Source organism: Humidesulfovibrio idahonensis (genome assembly GCF_054657715.1).
Genome location: NZ_BAAHYE010000003.1, coordinates 515948 through 536990, shown reverse-complemented (window position 1 = coordinate 536990; position 21043 = coordinate 515948). Strand labels below are relative to the sequence as shown.

At 66.1% G+C, this 21043-nt stretch carries 14 protein-coding genes; 5 read left to right on the top strand and 9 right to left on the bottom strand.

The window, feature by feature from the left end; genetic code table 11:
- Window positions 1–107 precede the first annotated feature (107 nt).
- Window positions 108–1919 (top strand): ABC transporter ATP-binding protein/permease, encoded by a 1812-nt coding sequence (locus tag ACYQ4W_RS08945; RefSeq protein ID WP_459855462.1) that lies wholly within the window; start codon window positions 108–110, stop codon window positions 1917–1919.
- Here ACYQ4W_RS08945 and ACYQ4W_RS08940 read toward each other — a convergent pair.
- The gene (locus tag ACYQ4W_RS08940) at window positions 1916–3037 is read right to left on the bottom strand and encodes a glycoside hydrolase family 5 protein (RefSeq protein WP_459855460.1); all 1122 of its coding nucleotides are present in this window, start codon (window positions 3035–3037) and stop codon (window positions 1916–1918) included. The genes ACYQ4W_RS08945 and ACYQ4W_RS08940 overlap by 4 nt on opposite strands.
- A gap of 605 nt (window positions 3038–3642) precedes the next feature.
- Between ACYQ4W_RS08940 and ACYQ4W_RS08935 the strand changes: the two genes are divergently transcribed.
- From ACYQ4W_RS08935 to ACYQ4W_RS08920, 4 genes are all read left to right on the top strand, one after another.
- Window positions 3643–4221 (top strand): hypothetical protein, encoded by a 579-nt coding sequence (locus ACYQ4W_RS08935; RefSeq protein WP_459855458.1) that lies wholly within the window; start codon window positions 3643–3645, stop codon window positions 4219–4221.
- 277 nt (window positions 4222–4498) lie between these two features.
- Window positions 4499–6412 carry an ankyrin repeat domain-containing protein gene (locus tag ACYQ4W_RS08930; RefSeq protein ID WP_459855456.1) on the top strand — a complete coding sequence of 638 codons (1914 nt, stop codon included), beginning with the start codon at window positions 4499–4501 and terminating at the stop codon, window positions 6410–6412.
- Between the two features lie 230 nt (window positions 6413–6642).
- Window positions 6643–7446 (top strand): substrate-binding periplasmic protein, encoded by an 804-nt coding sequence (locus ACYQ4W_RS08925; protein WP_459855453.1) that lies wholly within the window; start codon window positions 6643–6645, stop codon window positions 7444–7446.
- Window positions 7447–7509: 63 nt separating this feature from the next.
- Window positions 7510–10155 carry a PAS domain S-box protein gene (locus ACYQ4W_RS08920; protein WP_459855451.1) on the top strand — a complete coding sequence of 882 codons (2646 nt, stop codon included), beginning with the start codon at window positions 7510–7512 and terminating at the stop codon, window positions 10153–10155.
- Between the two features lie 109 nt (window positions 10156–10264).
- Here the strand turns inward: ACYQ4W_RS08920 and mgtA are convergent, their stop codons facing one another.
- The 8 genes from mgtA to ACYQ4W_RS08880 all read right to left on the bottom strand — a co-directional run bounded on the left by mgtA (window position 10265) and on the right by ACYQ4W_RS08880 (window position 20945).
- Window positions 10265–13213 carry a magnesium-translocating P-type ATPase gene (gene mgtA / locus ACYQ4W_RS08915; protein WP_459855448.1) on the bottom strand — a complete coding sequence of 983 codons (2949 nt, stop codon included), beginning with the start codon at window positions 13211–13213 and terminating at the stop codon, window positions 10265–10267.
- Window positions 13214–13653: 440 nt separating this feature from the next.
- Window positions 13654–14322, bottom strand: a complete 669-nt coding sequence (locus tag ACYQ4W_RS08910; RefSeq protein ID WP_459855445.1) for a response regulator — start codon at window positions 14320–14322, stop codon at window positions 13654–13656.
- Window positions 14312–15550, bottom strand: coding sequence for a sensor histidine kinase (locus ACYQ4W_RS08905; protein ID WP_459855442.1), 1239 nt, complete (start codon window positions 15548–15550; stop codon window positions 14312–14314). Before ACYQ4W_RS08905 ends, ACYQ4W_RS08910 begins: the two co-directional genes overlap by 11 nt.
- 119 nt (window positions 15551–15669) lie before the next feature.
- A complete protein-coding gene (locus ACYQ4W_RS08900; protein WP_459855440.1) occupies window positions 15670–17310 on the bottom strand; it encodes a glutamate synthase-related protein in 1641 nt (546 codons plus the stop codon).
- A 112-nt stretch (window positions 17311–17422) separates the two neighbouring features.
- On the bottom strand, window positions 17423–17617 hold the full coding sequence (locus ACYQ4W_RS08895; protein ID WP_459855437.1) for a hypothetical protein: 195 nt from the start codon (window positions 17615–17617) through the stop codon (window positions 17423–17425).
- A gap of 280 nt (window positions 17618–17897) precedes the next feature.
- Window positions 17898–19547, bottom strand: coding sequence for a nickel-dependent hydrogenase large subunit (locus ACYQ4W_RS08890; protein ID WP_459855434.1), 1650 nt, complete (start codon window positions 19545–19547; stop codon window positions 17898–17900).
- 12 nt (window positions 19548–19559) lie between these two features.
- On the bottom strand, window positions 19560–20534 hold the full coding sequence (locus ACYQ4W_RS08885; protein WP_459855431.1) for a hydrogenase small subunit: 975 nt from the start codon (window positions 20532–20534) through the stop codon (window positions 19560–19562).
- 12 nt (window positions 20535–20546) lie between these two features.
- The gene (locus ACYQ4W_RS08880; protein WP_459855429.1) at window positions 20547–20945 is read right to left on the bottom strand and encodes a cytochrome c3 family protein; all 399 of its coding nucleotides are present in this window, start codon (window positions 20943–20945) and stop codon (window positions 20547–20549) included.
- Window positions 20946–21043 lie beyond the last annotated feature (98 nt).

Below are 21043 nucleotides of genomic sequence, written 5' to 3'. Positions count from 1 at the left end.
TCAAGGCGACTTGCCGGTATATCGGAGCGTCAAGCGTTCGTGCGTCCTTGCCGGGGCCGGCCGCGCCAAGGCCTGTAACATCATCCGCAGCGTGAAATTGAAGAACAATGACTGACCCGACCCCAGTTCAAACACCCGCGCCGTCCGCACCCGCGCCCGCCGCGCCAGGCGTCATCGGCTCCCAAACGCGTTTCATCCGGCTGGTGCTGCGCCTTGCCGGCCCCTACTGGAACTGCGAGCACCGCATGAAGGTGCGCGGCGCCACGCTGCTGCTTTTGCTGCTCACCATGGGGCAGGTGGCCCTGAGCGTTTGGGGCAACTACTGGAACCGCGCGCTGTACGACGCGCTGGAGCAGCATTCCGTGCGCCGCGTGCTGGTCCAGGTGGCGGTGTTCGGCGTCATTCTGGCGTCGTCCCTTGGTGTGACGGCCGCGCATCTCATGGTCAAACGCTGGCTGCAAATCGACTGGCGCGCCTGGCTCACCGAGCGGCTGGTCGAGATATGGATGGGCGACGCCCACCACTACCGGCTGCTCTTCACCGCGGGCGAGCACGACAACCCCGACCAGCGCATCGCCGAGGACATCCGCATCGCCACGGAAAGCGCCATCGGCCTGGCCCATTCCCTGACCTTCAGCCTGCTGACCCTGGGGCTTTTCATCAATATTTTGTGGTCCATCTCCGGCGCCATGGACGTGCCGGGCACCAACGTGCACGTGCCGGGCTACATGGTGCCCCTGGCCTTTTTGTACGCCATTCTGGGCAGCGTGTTCGGCTGGACCTTCGGCAGGCCGCTGGTGCGCACCACAAACGCCCTGCAGACCGCGGAGGCGACCTTCCGCTTCGGCCTTTCCCGCGCGCGGGAGCACACCGAGGCCATTGCGCTCATCCGGGGCGAGGCGCAGGAACGCGCCGGGTCCTCGTCGCGCTTCCGCCAGGTCATGCACGACTGGACCAGACAGTCTTTGGCCTACATGGGCCTGGTCTCCTTCGGCACGGTCTACGGCTCGCTCCTGCCGGTGCTGCCTATTCTGGTCGCCGCGCCGCAGTACATCGCCGGGGCCATGACCCTGGGTGCGCTCATGCAGGCGGCGCAGGCCTTCCAGCAGCTCACCTCCGCGCTCTCCTGGCCGGTGGACAGCATCGGCGAGATAGCCCGCTGCCGCGCCTCCGCCGACCGCGTGCTCTCGCTCTACGAGGACATGCAGAACCTGGACGCCAAGACCCAGGCCTCGGACAAGCCGCAAATCCAGCTGGAGCGCTCGCAGCAGGCCAGCCTGACGATACAGGACCTGTGCATAGCCGAACCCTCGGGCCGCGTGCTCATCGAGAATTTCAACGTGGAGATCCGTCGCGGCGAACGGGTGCTCATCTCGGGCGACCCGGCCGTGACCGGCAGCCTGTTCAAGGTGGTGGGCGGGCTCTGGCCCTGGGGCAGCGGGCGCGTCAGCCTGCCGGGCGATGGCGAGATGCTGTTTCTTGCGCAGCGGCCGTTCTTGCCCGAGGGCAAGCTGCACGACGCCATTTGCTACCCGCGCCCGCCGGAGGCTTTTTCCGCCGCAGCCATTTTGCGCGCGCTGGAAAGCGTCGGCCTTGGGCGGCTGGCCCAGCGCCTGGACGAGACCGACAACTGGGAACAGGTGCTGCCGCCGCGCGCCCTGCAGCAGTTGGGTTTTGTGCGCGTGCTGCTCCAGCAGCCGGCCTGGATCTTTTTGGAGGAAGCCACCGACGCCTTTGACCCCGAAGGCGAACGGCAGATACTTGAGATGCTCTGCCGCGAGCTGCCCCACGCCACCTTGCTGAACATCAGCTTCCACGCGGATCTGGGCAAACTGCACGGCCGCACCCTGGTCCTGAACCGCGTCGGCGAGACGAAGCTCTTGTTCGGCCAGCGGCGCGAGAGCAACGGCTACCACTAGAAGCGCGGCGGCAGCCAGCCCCTTTCCACGCATTCGCGGAAACACCATTCCGGCGTGGTTTCCGTGCGGTAGCTCCAGAAGAACCAGCCCCTGTACAGCTCGTTGGTCAACAGCTGCGCGGCCCCGTAGGCCCGGTAGGACACGTCCTTGCGGAACTCGTCCATGTTGGTCAGGGCGTAGTCGTACGGGCCCTCGGCCCAGAGCGAAACCACCTCGAGATTGAGCCCCAGGCTCCATTCGCCCACAATCGCGGGCAGCTTCAACTCGTCGGCTATGTCGTGGGCCTCCTGCCGCCACAGGTTTCCGGCCTTGTGCACATGGCCGTGGATGTCCATGTCCAGGTCCTCGCGGCTGAAGCACTGGTAGCGGTGGATGTCGAAGATGACGTTCTGGTGCTGCGGCGGTTGCAGAAAGCCCAGGTACTCGGTGTGCGAGCGGAAGCCGTCGTGGAAGACAATGGCCACGCGCTCCGGCGGGCAGTGGGCGCGTATGGCCTCGCAGGCGCGCAGGTAAAAGCCCTTGAGCAGCTCCGTCGGCACGTCCCAGCGCGGCTCGTTCAAAAGCTCTATGCCGTAGAGCATGGGCTGGCCGCGGTAGCGCTGCGCCAGCCGCCCCAGCACGTAAACGGAGTGCGCCAGATATTCCTCCTTGGTGTGCCACTCCACAACGTTCATGATGCCGCCGTTGTCGAAGCCGTTTTGGCAGCCGGGCGCGGCGTGCAGGTCGATGATGACGCGCAGGCCGAACTCGCTTGCCCAGGCAAAGGCCCGGTCCAGCACGTCTATGCCGCCGGTGACGAAGGGATGCGGATTCGCGCCGTATTTCTCATGAAAGGGGTACGGCGGGCCGAAGACCCAGTGCCCGACCGGGATGCGCACCGCGTTGATGCCGACGCCCGCGAGCCAGGCGAAGTCCTCGCGCGTGATGAAGCTGTCCCAGTGGGCGCGCAGCGTTGCGGCCGCCTTCGGCCCCAGTTCCGCGCACCAGGTGGTCTCGTCCGTGGCCTCCAGCCCTTCGAACAGGCTCGGCGTCATCCATTTTTCCAGCACCAGCCAGCCGCCAAGGTTGACGCCGCGCAGGTGGGCAGGGTGGGGGGAGGGCAGGGAAGTCTCCGGCATGGCGGTTGCTCGCAGTTCCATCGGCGCGTTGAGGAGAGCTTGCCGGCCCGTCGATGGATGCGGGCCTGCTCATGGGTGGACTGACAGTCTTGCCGCATGATTATAAAAAAGCACGGCGATGGCAAGGGCGGCGGCTCCGCCAGCTTCCCCCTTGCCCCCGGCGGAAACACCGGCTAACCAAGACAAAACTGCGTGGGCTTCATGGCCGCGAGGTCCCTGTGAGGGCGTGGTCAGCGCAACCGGGAGACGCGCCGCGCACGCGACGGCCATGGCAACGCACACCCGGCCACACAAGGCGCGATGCGCGCCCGGCCGACGCAGCCCGGCCGACGCAGCCCGGCCGAAGCAGCCCGGCCGAAGCAGCCCGGCCGAAGCAGCCCGGCCGAAGCAGCCCGGCCGAAGCAGCCCGGCCGAAGCAGCCCGGCCAGAGCAGCCGACGCAGACGGACTATGTAGGCAGGCCAGGCCAGAGCAGACAAGCCAGACCAGAGAGGTCAGGGCAGATAGGCCAGGGCACAGGCCAGCGCAGCCCGGCCAGCGGGCACAGACCAGAGCGCCGGTCAGGCCAGAGCATGACGGCACGCGACAGACCGGGAGGGACAGCCCATGCGAAACATCTATGCCCAGGGCGATTTTGACGGCGCCTGCTTCTTGTACAGCATCGTCAACGCATACGTTGCGCTGCAGGGGCGTTCGCCGGAGTTCGGCGCGGTGTGCGCGGCCTTTGGCCTGGTGGACCACCCCGGCGATTTCCTCAACGGCTGCGTGGGCACCACCGGCGCATACGACAAGGACTACGGCCTGCTTGCGGCGAACATCTCGCGGGTGCTTGCGGCCCTGGGCGGCGGCCCTTTCGCCGTGCGGCGCGTTCCCGGCCCCTTTGCCGAAAGCGCCCTGGCGGAGCTGCTCAGCGAGCGCAGCGTCGTGCTTCTGCGCTACATGGGCAGCTCGCGGCACGCGGCGGGCATGGACCACTGGGTTTGCGCCGTGGACTATGACGCCGAAAGGGGCGAGGCGCATGTGGCGTGCTCGGTGCGCTTCAACCATGCTTGCGATGACCCCGCCTGCGCCTACGCCGAGACCCGGTGCCCGCGCTTCGGCCGGTGGGCCAACGACATCCTTTCCGCCGCGGACGCGCACACCATCGTCGAGGGCGAGGTGTTCGTGATCTCCATGCCCGCATAGAAAAGAGCCGGGACGGGGCGACGCCCGCGGAGCACGCCCTGTCCGCCCTCTGGGTCCGCCGGGCCGGAATGCCGTCCCCGGGCCCTCGTCAGCCCTTTCGGTCCGCACCGCCGCAATGCCGACCGGACTTGCCGGCCGGGTTTGCCGGCTGGACTTGCCGGCTGGGTTTGATGACGGGCCTTGCTCGATGGGCGTCGCCCCTGCCGGAGGCGTTTCGCGTTTGTTCCCGCCCGCCTTGGGCGTCCCGGCCAAAGCGCCAAACCAGGAGAATCCTCACGTGAACGCACTGCGCGCCCTTGCCCTGTTCCTTGTGCTGGTCCTTGGGGCGTCGTCCCCGCTTTGCGCCTGGCCGTGGGACTCCGCCCCCCCCAAGCCCGAACTCATGGCCGCCATCAGCAAGGGCGACCTGGCCCGGGTCCGGGCAGCCATCGACGGCGGCGCGGACGTCAACGCCGTGTACGACCGGGACACCATGCTCTGCTGGGCCATTCGCGAAAAGAACACGGAAGTGGCCAGGCTTCTTTTGCAGTCGCCCCGGCTGGACGTGAACAAGCGGGGCATCCTCTACGACTCCTTCGGCAGCATCTGGGAGCGCACGCCGCTGATCCAGGCCGCGCACATGGGCCAGGCGGACATCGTGGCCCTGCTGCTTGGGCGCGGGGCTAACCCCAACGCCCGCGACCGCACGGACACTGTGCCCGAGGCGCGCGGAAACACCGCGCTCATCAAGGCCGCGCAGCGCGACCACACCGAGGTCATCCGGGTGCTCGTCACCCAGGCCAGGGGCATCCTCGTCGATGCGCAGACCCCCGAGGGCGAGACGCCGCTCTCGCTGGTGGTCGCGGCCGAGGACCTGGAAGCGGTGAAGCTGCTGCACGCCCACGGGGCCAGGATCAACCACCAGAACAACATCGGCGCCTCCATGCTTGTGGGCACGGTGCTGCATAAGAAGTTCGAGGTGCTCGAATATCTCGTGGCCAATGGCGCGGATATCAACATGCCGGACAATAATGGCCAGTCGCCGTTGATGCAGGCCATTATGGTCAACAACAAGGAACTGAAGAAGATCGGCACGTGGCTGGAGAAATTCATCACCTGCAAGCCCAAGCTGGATTTCGAGCAGCTCAGGGGCGAGGGCGGCTACTCCGCCATGCACTTGGCCGCCCGCTTCGGGTATGTGGACATCGGCAAGCTTTTGCTGGACAGCGGCGCCACCCTCGACATCAAGAGCCTGCTCACCGGCGGCACGCCCCTGCACACCGCCGCCAGCGCGCATCAGATCGATTTCGCCAAGATGCTCATCAAGCGCAAGGCCAACCTGGAGATCGTGGACAAGCTCGGCTCCACGCCGCTTTTGACCGCCGCCGTGCGCGTCGACCCGGACATGGTGGAGGTGCTGGCGGACGCGGGCGCGAACGTCAACGTGAAGTCGAGCGTCAATCCCCTCGTCACGCCCATGGTCTTTGCCGCGGGCAATCCCAATCCCTTGGAGCACAGGAAGAACGTCGCCATCATCAAGTGCCTGCTGGACCACAAGGGCGACATCGACTTCCCCTCCGCCAACGGCACCACCCCGCTCATGGCCGCTGCGCAAAAGTCCGACGCGTCGGACGGGTACGACCGCGCGGCGCTGCTCATCGGCCGGGGGGCGCGGCTCGACATGGCCAACGACAAGGGCGAAACCGCGCTCATGCTGGCCGCGGGCGCGGGCAACGAGAAGCTGGTGAAGCTTCTTGTGGACAAGGGCGCGGACGTGAACAAGAAGAACGGCGCGGGCGAAACGGTCGTCAACTACGCTGGCCGCGCCGGCGGCAAAAACACCGCCAGCCTGCTCGAGGCGAAGGGCGCCAAGGCCGGGGCGGCCATCACCACCGGCAGCGGCGCGGGCGGCGGCGCCCTGGCGGGCACCTGGCAGGGCTTTCACGACGGGCTACCCCAGGCCCTGTATACCGTCGTGCTGAACAAGAACGGCAGCTTCGACTTCAATTCGCGCTTCACGGCCGAGGCCTTGAAGCAGCTCCCCAAGGGCTCCGTGAATCCGGTCATCGCCAAGCAGAAGGGAACCTACGTGCTCAACGGCGACACCATGATCTGGAACCTGGTGGGCGCGCCGCCGACCTCCATGAAGTGGAAGCTTGAGAACGGCATGCTCATCCTCGACGGCAAGATCCGCCTGAAGAAAGCGCAGTGAAGAAACCCTGCGGATGCAAGGCCGCAGGGCCTTGCGCCAACGCCCGCCCGCCGGGAGCTGGAGGGAAAACGGGAAAAGGCTTGCATTGCTGTTGCGGCAGGACGTATCGTGTAAACAATTTCCCCCCAGGGTGTGAGGTGTGACGGCAACGGACCGATTGTCGAAAGGGAGGGGGCTCGGCGGCATCCAAGCGCGCGGAGGGGCCTTTCGATCACGACCGAGGTGGAGCCATGCGAATACCCGTCCGCCGGATGCTGCCGGTCTTGCTGCTGTTCGCCGCGCTGGCCGCGCAGCCTTCCTTCGCCGTTGCGGCGGGCCAGTGCCGTGAGCTGACCTATTCGACCAATCCCAATTATCCCCCCTACGACTGGGCCGTGAGCGAGAGCGCCTTTGACGGGGCGAGCATCGAGCTGCTGCGCATGGCCGCCCCGCCGGGAGTGGCGCTCAAGCCCGCTGTGCTGCCCTGGCCGCGCGCCTTGGAATTGGCCAAGACCGGGAAGATAGACCTCTTGGTGAGCCTGCGCGTCACCCCGGAGCGCTCCGCGTTTCTTCTGTTCACCAGGCACCGCGCCTTTCCCAATCCCATCGTGGTCTTCGTCCGCAAGGACCGGGCCTTTCCCTTCAAGTCCTGGGCCGACCTGAAGGGCCGGCGCGGCGGCGTTAGCCTCGGCGACACCTTTGGCGGCGGCTTCGATGAATACAGTCGCCGCGAGCTGAGCCTCGAGGAATCGCCGACCATGGAGAACAACTTCAAGAAGCTCGACGCCGGGCGCATCGACTACTTCATCACCAGCAGGTACGTGGGCGAGGCCTACGCCGCCAGCCACCGCCTGACCCACGAGTTCGTCACGTTGAGCCCGGCCATCTCGGAGATGGACATCCATTTCGGCTTCAGCCGGGTTTCGCCCTGCGCCGGTCTTGTGGAGCAGATGAGCCGCAGACTGGAGGAGCTTGATCGCAAGGGCGTGCCGGAACAGCTGTTGCGCAAGCATCTGCGCCGCATTCAGGAGAAGACCGCGACCCTGCCCGAGTAGGCGGGGCGGTCCAAGGGGAAAAGCCATGCCGAAACGGCGGAACCAGCCAGCGGAGCGCGGGCGATGAACGAAGACTTTCTGGCCGTGCGCTCGCCCCTGACCGTGCGCCTTTTGCGGCGCATGCTGCTGTGCAGCGCGGCCTTCATCGTGCTGCTGGCGGCGGGGCGGCTCTGGTGGGAGTACCGCGCCGCGGTGCAGGCCGTGCAGGAGGTGTTCGCGGTCATCGGCGAAACCGCGACCAAGGGCATGAGCGCCTCGCTTTGGGACTTCGACCGCAAGCAGCTCCACCTCCAGGTGGAGAGCGTGCGCCACTTCCGCTACATCACCTATGCCGCCGTGAACGACGCCTCTGGCGTGGTGGACGCCTCCGGCCAGAGCCGGACCGACGACGTGCTGAACCGCGAGTTCCCGCTCTCCGTGCCGTGGAGGGGCCACACCGAAAACGTGGGCGCGCTCCATGTGCAGGCCGACCTCGGCGCGGTCAAGCGCCAGGCCTTGTCGGCGGCGCTGAGCGGGCTCGCCTTCAACGCCGTGCTCGTGTTCCTGGTGATGGGGCTGCTGTTCGCCCTGACCAGAAGCATGATCTCCCGGCATCTTGCCGCGGTGGCCACGCATCTGGGCGGCCTCAGCCTCAAGGACGGCCGGAAGCGCCTGCATTTGGACAAGAGCGCGGACGGCGACGAGCTGGACGTGCTGGCCCAGGCCATCAACGTCATGCAGGACAGGCTCGCGTCCTCGTACAGCCAGGTGCTGGCGACCCAGGAGGCCCTGCGCGAAAGCAGCGAGCGCTACCGCTCGGTGATTGAGAACATGCAGGACGTGTATTACCGCACCGACGCCCAGGGGCGCATCGTCATGATGAGCCCTTCCGCCCTGCAGCTTTTGGGCTGCGCGTCCATGGACGAGCTTTTGGGCCGGCCCATCGCGTCCTTGTACCTCGCCGAGGCGGAGCACCAGGACTTTCTGACCAAGATAACCCGCCAGGGCGTGGTGCGCGACCACGAGATAACCCTGAAGCGCAAGAACGGCACGCCCCTGGCCGCGGCCGCCACCAGCACCCTGTACCGCGACGAGACGGGCAATGTTCTGGGCGTGGAGGGCATCTTCCGCGACGTCACCGTGCGCAAGTCGCTGGAGCTGCGTCTGGCCGAGCAGCTGGCCTTCCAGCAAACGCTCATCGACACCATTCCCCATGCCATCTTCTACAAGGGCAGCGACACGCGGTTCCTGGGCTTCAACAAGGCCTACGAGGAATGTTTCGGCGTCCGGCGCGAGTCGCTCATAGGCCGGCGCGTGCTGGACCTGGAATACCTCTCGCCGGAGGACCGCCGGAACTACCAGGCCGAGGACGAGGCGGTCATCGCCCGTGTTGGCCAGGTGCGCAAAGAGATGCCCATTCCCTTCGCCGACGGCCAGGTGCACCAAACGCTTTACTCCGTCACGGGCTTCCGCCTGATGGACGGCAGCCCCGGCGGGCTCATCGGCATCATCGTGGATATTTCGGAGCGCAAGCTGGCCGAGGAGCAGCTGCGCCAGAGCGAGGAAAAGTTCTCGCGCATCTTCGAAATGGCTCCGGAGAGCATCAGCTTCGTGCGCCTCAAGGATTCCGTGCGCATCGCGGCCAACGCGGCCTTCGAGACCATCACCGGCTACAGCCGGGAGCAGGCCATCGGCCGCTCGATCCAGGAACTGAACGTCTGGGAGGAGCCCCCCCAGCGCGAGGAGTTCCTGAAGCAGCTGCAGACGAACAGGAATGTCAGGGATTTTGAGTTCATGCTGCGGCGCAAGGACGGCACGCTGCGGCGTGTTGTCAGCTCGGCCAGGCTCTTGTCCATCGCCGGCGAGGACTGCTACGTGAGCATCATCCACGACATCACCGACGAGCACCGGATGCAGGAGCTGCTCATCCAGTCGGAGAAGATGATGTCCGTGGGCAGCCTGGCCGCGGGCATCGCGCACGAGATCAACAATCCCCTGGGCATTGTGCACCAGGCCGTGCAGAACCTCATGCAGCGCATCAACCCGGAGCAGAAGAAGAACCTGGAGACGGCCGCCAGGCTGGGCCTGGACATGCCGCTGCTCCAGCAATACGTGCGGGAGCGCAAGCTCGACGTGTTCCTGCACGACATTCAGGACGCGGCCCTGCGCGCCTCGGACATCATCCGCAACATGCTCAACTTCAGCCGCCGCAGCGAATCCAGGCGGCAGGCCTGCGACCTGACGCACATCATCCGGCAGTCCATGTTCCTGGCCTCTTCGGATTATGATCTCAAGAAGGCGTACGACTTCAAGCGCATAGAGATAGTGCTGAACCTTGCGGAGAACCTGCCCGCCTGCATGTGCACGGAGACGGAAATAGAGCAGGTGCTCTTGAATCTTTTGCGCAACGCGGCCCAGGCCATGTCCATGGCCCAGCCGCCCACGCCGAACCCGAGAATCGAAATCCGCCTGCGCGCCGGGGAGGGCTGCGTGCGCATAGAGGTGGCGGACAACGGCCCCGGCATGGACCCGAAGATCCAGCACAAGGCCTTTGATCCCTTCTTCACCACCAAGCCGCCGGGCGTGGGCACCGGCCTTGGGCTCTCCGTGTCGTACTTCATCATCACCAAGAGCCACGCGGGCAGAATGTGGTTCGACTCCGCCCCGGGCAAAGGCATGACCTTTTTCATCGAGCTGCCCACCGAACCTGTGGGGGCGGCGCCGGTCTGAGCCGAAGCGCTTTTGCCTTGGTCCGTCTTGTGGGGTGCGTAAGCCCTCCGTGCGGAGAGGCGACGGCATGGCCGCCTCTCCGCACGGGCGCGGGCACGGCTCCCCGCGGCTATTCGATGTTGAAGCGCTTGAGCAGCCAGAACTTCACGGTCTGGGTCAGGGCCGCGTAGCAGAAGAGCATGCCGAGCAGAAGCGGCCAGTAGGCGGCGGGCAGACCCACCAGGCCCAGCTGCGCCGCCACGGGCGAGAAGGGCAGCCACAGCCCCACAAGACACACCAGCCCCGTGGTCAGCATCAGCGGCACGCTGGCCCGGCTTTGCACGAACGGAATCCTGTTGGTGCGGATGACGTGCACGATCATGGTCTGCGAGAGCAGCGACTCCACGAACCAGCCGGTCTGGAACAGGGCCGGGGAGTCCCAGGCGTTGAAGACGTAGAGCATCATGAAGAAGGTGCCGTAGTCGAAGACGGAGCTGATGGGCCCCACGCAGAGGATGAAGCGCTTGATGTCCTCGATGCCCCAGCGTTTGGGCTTGGCCACGAAGTCGTCGTCCACGTTGTCCGTGGGAATGGCCGTTTGCGAGAAGTCGTACAGCAGGTTGTTCACCAGAATCTGCAGCGGCAGCATGGGCAAAAAGGGCAAAAAGGCGCTGGCGCCCAGCACGCTGAACATGTTGCCGAAGTTGGAGCTGGCCCCCATCTTGACGTACTTGGTGATGTTGTTGAAGACCTTGCGGCCCTCGATGACGCCTTCCTCCAGCACCAGCAGGCTTTTCTCCAGCAGGATGATGTCGGCGGACTCTTTGGCGATGTCCACGGCGCTGTCCACGGAGATGCCCACGTCCGCGGCGCGCAGGGCCGGGGCGTCGTTGATGCCGTCGCCCAAAAAGCCCACCACGTGGCCGTTCCGGCGCAGGGCCGTCACCAGGCGCTGCTTTTGCGCCGGCTCCAGCTTGGCGAAGACCGTGGCCTTCTCGGCCAGGACGGACAGCTCCTGGTCGGAGAGCCGGTCCAGCTCCTCGCCCAGGACGATGCGGTCGCCATAGTCCAGCCCCACGGCGCGGCAGGTGCGGGCCGTGACGATGTTGTTGTCGCCGGTGAGGATCTTGACTCCCACGCCGTGCTTGGCCAGGGCCGCTATGGCCTGGGCCGCCGTCTCCTTGGGCGGGTCGAGGAAGGCCAGGTATCCGGCCAGGGTCAGGCCGGTCTCATCCGCGCTGCCGAAGTCGCGCCGGGTGCCGTCCACCGCCTTGTAGCCCAGGGCCACCACGCGGAAGCCGTCCTCGTTCAGCTCGCGCACCACGTCGGTCATGCGCTGGCGGAAGCTTTCGTCCAGGGGAATGGTCCTGCCGTGAGACAGGCAGGTTTCGCAGCTGGCGAAGACCTCCTCCACCGCCCCCTTGCAGATGAGCAGGCTCAGGTCGGCCTCGGTGTCGTGCACCACCACGCTCATGCGCCTGCGCACGAAGTCGAAGGGCACCTCGTCGACCTTCTCGTACTTCTCCGGGTGGATGGCCTCGGCGTGCTCGTCGCCCGAGTGCAGCACGGCGCGGTCCAGGGCGCTCTTGAGCCCGGTCTGGTGCAGGCTGTTGACGTAGGCGTATTCCAGAATGCCGTCGTCCTCGTCGCCGTACACGTCCAGGTGCTTTTCCAGAATGATCTGGTCCTGGGTCAGGGTGCCGGTCTTGTCGGTGCACAGCACGTCGATGGCCCCGAAGTTCTGGATGGCCGAGAGCCGCTTGACGATGACCTTGCGCTTGGACATGGCCAGCGCGCCCTTGGACAGGCACACGGTGACGATCATGGGCAGCATCTCGGGCGTCAGGCCCACGGCCACCGCCAGGGCGAACATGAAGGCCTCGCTCCAGTCGTGTTTCATCACCCCGTTGACCACGAAGACGATGGGCACCATGACCAGCATGAAGCGGATCATGAGCCAGGTGAACTTGTTGATGCCCAGGTCGAAGCTGGTGGCGGCGCGCGGCTGGGCCATGCTGCCGGCCAAACCGCCGAAGTAGGTCTTTGTCCCGGTGGTGATGACCACGGCCGTGGCCGAGCCGCTTTCCACGTTGGTGCCCATGAGGCAGATGTTGGGGCGCTCCAGGGTGGGGCCGGCGTTCTCCATCTCCAGCCCGGCGCCGGCGGCGTATTTCTCCACCGGCATGGCCTCGCCCGTGAGCATGGCCTGGTTCACGAAAAGATCCTTGGACGCGGTGAGCTGCACGTCGGCCGGAACCATGTCGCCCGCGGACAGGAAAACCACGTCGCCGGGGACGAGGTGCTTGAGGGGAACCTCCTGCCGCACGCCGTCGCGCAGGGCCGTGGCCGTGGTGTGGACCATGGCCTGAAGCTGCTCCGCCGCGTTGTCGGCCTTGGTTTCCTGAATGACCCGCAGGGCCACGCTCAAAAAGGCCATGGCCGAGATGACCACGGTGGCCCGCATGTCGTCGGACAGATAGGAGACCGTGGCCAGGGCCAGCAGCAACAGCACCAGCGGGTTCTTGAACGCGGAGACGAGCCGCGCAAGCACTCCCGCCTTCTTTTCGTGGGCCACCTCGTTCAGGCCGTGCTTCTCCAGGCGTTCCTCGGCCTCAACGCTGGTCAGCCCCTCCAGGGCCGACTTCACGACCTCGGGAATTTCCTCCAGGGCCTGGCCCAGTTCGGCTATCTGCCGCCAGAGCGCCTCCAGGTCGAGAAAGGCCTGCCGCGCGGGCAGCTTCTTGTTGATGGCCAGGGAGGCCAGCACGTGGGCGCGCTGGGAAAAGTGCTGGAGCTGGTAGCCGAACTCCGTGGCCGGGGTGGGCATGGGCGGTGGTCCGCCAGCGTTTGCGGGAGGTTCTGCCGCCGAGCCCGTGGCCTGCCCCACGGAGAAGAAGGTGTGGCGCAGGGCCGCCCAGGGGCGGGGGGTGTTTGCTGGATATGGCCCGCCCGGCTGTGCGGTCGAATGGGCGCCGGCAAAGGCGGCGGAAAGGGCGGGGCCGTTGCGGAGGGCGCTTCCGGCGCAGCACGCGCCAAGGAAGACCTTGAGCCGGAAAAAAGCTTGGGAGAAGAAGTGCATGTCGCCTCCGTTGTCCACCGTGCCAGACGGCACGGCCCGGAGGCGTTCTTGACCGGAGGTGTGGCTACCTGGGGAAGAACGGCCCGCTGGAGCGGAGCGCCTGGAAAACGATGGGATGATCGGTTTCAGGTCGAGGGGTACTGTCGCCAGCGTCCATGATGTCCTCAGGTTGAAGGGTTGCAGAAACGTGTGTCACAACGGCGTCTCCAATGTGTCAATACGGGAAAAAAGTCAAGCTTTCGTCTGCCCGCGGGTTGTGCTGCCCCGGACATGGCTACAGTGCTGGGCCGCAGTGCTTGTGCGCCACGCGGGGGCACGCGTTTGCGCGGATCAGCACGAGCAGGCCCGGGCGGGCTCGGCAGCGGGCCGGAGGCGGGCCAGCGAACGCGCCGGGAAATGTGCCGGATCCCGGCGGGCCAGCGCGCCCCTGGCCCGGCCGCTCAGGCCTCCAGATCGATGAGGCCCATGCGCGCGGCGTAGCGCACCAGCTCCACGGGGCTGTTGATGCCGAGCTTGTGCTGTAGGTTGGTGCGGTGGTTCTCCACCGTCTTGCGCGAGATGAACAGCCGCTCCGCGATGGCCGCGGGGGCCATGCCCTCGGCCAGCAGCCGGAGCACCTGCTGCTCCCGGCGGGAGAGCGTTGCGTAGGAAGCGTCGGCCATGCGCATCTCCGAGCCGGGCCGCGCGAGCAGCTCGCTCAACACGCGCGGAGAGAGCGCCCCGTCCAAATACTGCTTGCCGGCCAGCACCGCGTCCAGTGCCTGCAGCAGCTGGTCGCGGCTGGAGTCCTTGGCGAGAAAGGCGGAGGCTCCGGCCTGGAAGGCCGAGATGATGAAGTCGACCTTGGAGTGCATGCTGAGCATGACCACCCGGGCGTTGGGGGCGTAGGAAAGGATGCTGCGCGCCAGGTCGATGCCGTTGCCGTCGGGCAGGGAGATGTCGATGATGACGATGTCCGGCTGGAGGCTTCTGGCCTGGGCCAGGCCCTCGGCGCAGGTGCCCGCCTCGGCGGCGATCTCAAAGGCCGGGTTGGACCGGAGGATGGTCTTGACCCCGTCGCGGAACATGGGGTGGTCGTCGACGATGAGCAGCTTGTGCTTAGACTTCATTACTTTTTGTCTCCACGGGTATCTCGATGTGGATGCGCATGCCCTTGCCCGGACTGGAGCGCAGGGAGATGCGCCCGCCCAGGAGCCGTGAGCGTTCGCGCATGCCCCATATGCCCATTTTTTTGGCTTGGTAGAATTCGTCCAGCCGGTGTTCCAGGTCCACGCCACGGCCGTCGTCCTCGATGCGGACGATGACGCTTGGGTGCGAGCCGATGACGCGCACCGTGGCGCTCTCCGCCTGGGCGTGCTTGCGCGTGTTGTTCAAGGCTTCCTGCACCATGCGGTAGATGTTGATCTGCGTCTCGAAGGACAGGCGCACGCCGTCCATGCCGTCCGCGAAAAAGTCCACCGCCAGCCCGCTGCGGTTGGCGAAGTCCGCGCAGTAGCGCGCCAGGGTGCGCACAAGGCCCAAGTCCTCCAGTCCCGGCGGCAGCAGGTCGTAGGCGAGGTCGCGCGTGCAGGTTATGGCCCGGGAGAGCCCCTCCATCAATTCGGCCACGCGCTGCCGCTGGCCGGGCGTGGCGTTCTCCGCGCCGTCTCTCGCGTCATCTTTGGCGCCGTCCTTCGCGCCGTCCTTCGCGTCATCCGCCGCGTCATCCAGGGGCTCATCCAACAGGCCGCCCAGGTCCAGCTTCAGCGTGGCCAAGTCCTGGGCCAAATGGTCGTGCAGCTCCGTGGCGATGCGCAGGCGCTCGGTCTCCTGGGCCTTTATGAGCTCGCGCGAGAGCACGCGCAGATGGGCCTCGGTGCGGTTGGCCTGCACCAGGCGGCCCAGCTGGTCGGCCACGGTGTCGAGGAGATGGCGCTCTTCCTGAAGAAAAGGCCCCTCGTCGCAGTCGGGCCGCTCTTCCAGGTAGCGCACCTCGATTTCGCCCAGCAGCTCCTCCTGGATGAAGATCTGGCTCGACTGGAGCCAGGGGCTGGACCTGAAATTGCGGGTGGTCATGTCCAGCGCGCCGATGCGTATGCGCGCGCAGGCGATCTCCGGGTGCTGCCAGGAGGCGCAGACCAGCTCGGCCACCTGCCGGATGAGCTCCGCCAGGGAGAGCTCGCGGTTTTGCGCCAGGTGCGAAATGCCGTACAGACAGTTCAGTTCCTTCACGCGCTCGCGCAGGGCGCGTTCGATGCGCTCGCGCTCGCTCGCTGGCGCGCTGGCGCGCTCCTCGCTGGCGCGCAGCCGCCGGAGCTCCTCGATGAGCTGGGCTTTGGTCCTGCGCATGTCCTGCATGGGTTCCGCCTGGGCCTGTTCGGTTTGCGAAGCGTGTTCTTGCGTACCATGCCCGCACGCCCCAGCCAAGCCCGGGCGGAAGGCCCCTTCCCGCCACCTGGAAAGGGGCCTTCCCGGGATCAGGCCCCCAGAATCTTTCTGGCGGTCTCGTCCTGAATGTCGGTGATGAAGGGAATGCCGGTCTCGTGCGCGGTTTCGCGGTTGGCGGCGGCGATGTCGTTGCGGCACAGTTCGGCGAGGTTGAACCGGCGCGCCCCGGCGAGCAGCTGCTGCAGCCCGGCGGAGAGCTTGTCGGCCAGGGTGACGAAGGCGATGGCTCCGTAGGGGATGTTCTTCATCTCCTTGGCGCCCACGCGCTTCTTCACGTCCTCGTAGCAGGCGAAGATCTGCTCCGGCGAGGTACCGAGCTCGCTCACGGTCTTGGGCAGGGCGTCCCAGTTGCCGTGCACCGTGTCCCTGCGGCCGGGATTGAGGGCGCCTTCGATGTTCGCGCCCAGGAAGCCGGGAATCATGATGGCGCGGCCCATGCAAATGAGCTTGGTGAACGGCGCGCCCAGGGCCATGGCCTTGAAGATGTGGTCCTCGCGGGCAAAGCCGCCGGCGAAGGACATGTCGACCACCTTTTGGCCGCGGGCGGCGAGCAGGGCGGCGTACTCGCGCGCCTTGGCGTGCAGCAGGATGCTCGGCACGCCCCAGGTCTCCATCATGTTCCAGGGGCTCATGCCCGTGCCGCCGCCGGAGCCGTCGATGGTCAAGAGGTCGAGCTTGGCGTCGCTGGCGTACTTGATGCTCATGGCCAGCGCCTCCATGCCGTAGGAGCCGGTCTTGAGCGAGATGCGCTTGAAGCCCAGCTTGCGCAGGTAGGCCACGGCCTCCATGAAGTTCTCGCGCACTTGGGCTTCGGTGGAGAGGTCGGTGTAGCCCAGGCGGCTGTGCCGGGCGAAGCCGTGGATGGCGCCGCTCTTGAAGGCGTCCTGGACCTTCTTGTCCTCGGGGTCCGGGTCCACCAGGTAGCCGCGCTTTTTCAGGAACAAGGCGTAGTCCAGGCTCTTGACCTCGATCTCGCCGCCGATGTTCTTGGCGCCCTGGCCCCACTTGAGCTCCAGGCAGACCTTGTCGCCGTATTTGCCGATGACGTACTCGGCCACGCCGTTGCGCGTGTCCTCCACGTTCATCTGCACGATGATGGCGCCGTACCCGTCGTTGTAGCGCAGGTAGGTCTCCACGCGGCGGTCCAGCTCCGGGGCCTTGGTGATCTTCTTGCCGGTGAGCTTGCTCTCGCGGTCCACGCCGACGACGTTCTCGCCCACGACCACGGGAATGCCCACCAGCGAGCCGCCGATGGCGAAGGAGTCCCAGTATTTCGCGGCGATGAAGGTGGAGCCCAGGGCTCCGGTCATGAGCGGCAGGCGGCACTTCACCGGGCTTTCGTTGCCGAAGCTGGTCTCCAGGTTGACCTTGGTGAACAGGCAGTTGTCCGGCGAGCTGGACACGCCCCCCGCCAGGCCCTCGGCGCCGTAGTTGTAGCCCTGGATGCGCAGGGCGTTGTAGTTCACGCCCACGTGGGTGGTGTTGCCGCTGCCGGCGGTGACGGTGCCGAAGTCGCGCGGGTAGAGCAGGCTGCGGCCCTTGAGGCTGGAGAGCCAGGTTTCGCACTTGCCGCCGCAGTCGGCGCGGCACAGGGTGCACAGGCCGGATTCACAAGGGTTGCCCCGGTTCACCGTATTCAGAACATCGTTGCTTTTGGACCACTGAGACATGTTTCCTCCCGTTGCATTGATTCCAACAACTGACCCCTCACGACCTTGAATCGCGCATCCTGTCCATCCGCGTCGGCAAGGGTCCGGGGACTCTGCCGGGAGTGCCGCTTGCTCAGGAATACCCGCGCTTGTTCTCTCCAATGATCTTTCGCGTCGAAAGCTCCGCGGAGAGGCTGGAAATTTTCTCCTCCAGGGCCCGGACCTTCTTGCGCAGCGTGCGCAGCTCGTGGTCCACCTGTTCGCTTTTGGCCCTCTCGGCCTTGGCCGCGTGGAATTGCCTTTGCGCGTATTCCGAATCGCCAGACATGCGGGTCCCTCCATGGGGGCGCACCCGCTGCAACGAATTGGGCGGATGCGGCCAGAGCGTTAGGTGAAATCCCTATGCTGGAATCATTTATGTGTGGGCGCTTGGCGGGTAAATAGGGAAACGGCCGGATGCCCTGCGGAGAATGGCGGGTCTTTCCTGGGGGGCACCCCCAAAAGCGGGAGAATCTCCCGGCCGCGCCTGGCGGCATGACGCGGCGGAACGCAAAAGGCCCGCCCCGGCAGATGGCGCGGGACGGGCCTTGCTTGTCGGTTGGCCGGGTTTACAGCACCTTGAAGGTCTTGCTGCCGCCGGCGTGGATCACGTGCACGGCGCAGGCGATGCACGGGTCGAAGGAGTGCACCGTGCGCAGTATCTCCACCGGACGGTCAGGATCGGCCACGGGCACCCCGACCAGCGACTCCTCCACGGGCGAGAGCTTGCCCGCGGCGCAGCGCGGCCCAAGGTTCCAGGTGCTCGGCACCACCATCTGGTAGTTGGCCGTCTTGCCGCCCTCGATGCGGATCCAGTGGGACAAGCCGCCGCGCGTCACCGCGCAGTAGCCCACGCCCTTGGCCTTGTCGGGCATTTTCCAGGGCCTGTAGATCTCGACATCGGGGTGCTTGGCGCGCGCGGCCAGGTCGTCCAGCCAGCCGCCCAGGCGGTTCATGAGCACCACGGCCTCCACCATGCGCGCGGCCGTGCGGCCCATGGTCGAGAACAGGTTTTCCGGCTTGAGCCCGCAGGCGGAGAACCAGGCGTCCAGCCGCGTCACGGTCTCCTTTTCGCCCCGGGCGTAGGCCATGGCGCGGCGGGCCAGGGGGCCGGTCTCCATGGGCTCGCCCTTGTAGCGCGGCGCCTTGGCCCAGGAGTACTTTCCGTTGGGATCGAAGCCGGAGTATTCGGGGTCGGTGACGCCCTCGTACGGGTGCTTCGGCGCGGAATTCTTGTACCAGCCGCGGGTCACGTCCTCCTTCAAAGCGTTGGGGTCGAACTCCTCCACCTGCTTCAGGTTGCGCTTCCACATGACTCCGCCCCTGATGAAGGGGTTCTTGCCCGTTTCCGGGTCGTAGAAGTCGGAGAAGTCGAAGAAGTTGGTGGTGCGCCCGTAGGCGGCCACCTCCGGGTAGCGGCGGCCCAGAATCGTCAGGTCGCCCACGTAGTTGTGGTTCAGGAAGGGCAGGCATTCCTCGTACAGGGCCTTGAACTCCGCAAGGCGTTCCGGCCTCAGGCTCTCGTAGCAGGTCACGCCGCCCACCTGCATGGTCTGGGCGTGGGGGTTCTTGCCGCTGAAGATGGCCATGGCCCGCGCCAGCTTGAGCTGCACGCGCAGCCCCTCCAGATAGTTGGCGGCCAGGATGAGGTTTTCCTCGGGCGTCAGCCTGTAGGAGGGGTGCCCGCCCAGGAAGTAGGCGTTGGTGAGCCAGCCCAGCTGGCCGCTCTCCACGAATTTCTTGAGCCTGGCCTGAACCATGTAATAGTCGCCGGGCTGGGCCTCGCGTCCGGAGACCTGGGTGGCCAGCTTGGCCGCGGCCACGGGGTCGGCCTTGAGCGCTGCGGCCATGTCGAAGAAGTCCAGCGCGTGCAGGTGGTAGAAGTGCACCAGGTGGTCGTGCACGTCGAGGACGCCCAGGATGAGCAGGCGCACCAGCTCCGCCGCTGGCGGGGCCTTGAAGTTCATGGCGTTTTCCACGGCGCGGATGCTGACCAGGGCGTGTGAGGTGGTGCACACGCCGCAGGCGCGCTGCACGTAGTTGTGCACGTCCTCGGGCGGGCGGCCCAGGACGATCATTTCGAGTCCCCGGAAGAGCTGCGTGCTGGACCAGGCGTTGCTGATGACCCCGTCCTTCACCTCCACGTCGATCTTGAGGTGTCCTTCGATGCGGGTGATGGGGTCGACCGTGATGCGGCCGGTGTATGCTTTTTCAGCCATGACAGCGCCTCCTTAGGCCTTCTCGCCCTTCATGAGGACGTCGCGGTTGAACGGGGCGTACTGGTCCCAGAAGCCGGGCTCGCTGCAGCCGATGCAGGGCGCGCCGGCGCGCACGGGCCAGTTGGTCTGGTTGAACTGTGCGGTGGGGCAGTTGTTGTAGGTGTATGGTCCGCGGCAGCCGAGCAAATGCAGGCACCAGCCCGCCCGCGCCTCCTTGGACTGGAAGCTCGGGGCGAACTCGCCCGCGTCGAAATGCTTGCGGCGCTGGCACTTGTCGTGGACCGTGGAGCCGAAGAACATCTTGGGCCGGCCCACGGCGTCAAGGTCGGGCATGCCCTTGGTGAGCAGGTGGACGACTGTGCCGATGTAGTTGACCGGATTGGGCGGGCAGCCGGAGATGTTGATGGGCTTGATGCCCATGGCGGCCAGCGCCTCGCCCACGCCCACCGCGCCGCTTGGGTTCGGCGCCGCGGCTTGAATGCCGCCGTAGCAGGCGCAGGTGCCCATGGCGATGACGCCCTTGGCCTTGCCCGCCACGCGGGCGAAGAGCGAGAGCATGGTCTCGCCGCCCACCTTGCCCCAAACGCCGCCATCGCGGAGCGGTATGGCTCCCTCGATGGTGCAGTAGTAACCCTCGGGGTTCATCATGGCCTTTTCCAGGGCCTGCTCGGCCGCGTGCCCGGCGGCGGCCATGATGGTCTCGCAGTAGTCCAGCGAGATCACTTCCATGATGAGCGTGTCGATGTAGGGATCGACGGCGCGCAGCAGGGCCTCGGTGCAGCCTGTGCACTCGGCCCCGTGCATGTAGATGACGCTGGGGCGCTTCTTCGTCTCCAGCGCCTGGGCCACATCGGCCGCGAACGCGGGCGGCATGCCCATGGCCGCGGCCACGATGCCGCAGAATTTCATGAAGTCGCGGCGGGACATGCGCCCGCCCTCAAGCTGCCGGTCGAGCAGTTTGGCAGAGATGCGTGAACTCGAACTCATGGTGGCCCTCCTTTACTGCTTCTTGTGGCAGCCGCGTGTGCAGGAGATGGGTGGCGTGCCCTGCTTGGTCAGGCGCTTTTGCTTGTGGCAGCCAAGACAACTGGTGGGGCTGGAGTTGTGGAAGGCCCGGTAGAAGCCTGTCGGCTCATCCTGGCCGGACTTTACATGGCACTGGGTGCAGGGGAGGAATTGCCCCAGCGAGCGGTCGGATTCCTCATGATGGCAAGCTTTGCAGTTGTTGTACACGGCGTGAAAGCCGTGGGGAAATTTGACCTGGCCGATCCAGGTCGATTGCTGCGGCGTTTTTTCCGGCCGCTTAATGATGAGGTCCTTGGGCACCTCGTAGGCCGACGCCAGGCTGGGGAGCGTCAATATCGCCATTGCCGTCATAATGCAGAGCAGTTTCCTCATTGCCTCCTCCCGAAGTAAGGATATCAGACATATGGCACAATACATAATATCGGATGCTGGTCAAGAACAATGGAGCGGATTTGGCGGCTTGAATCCCG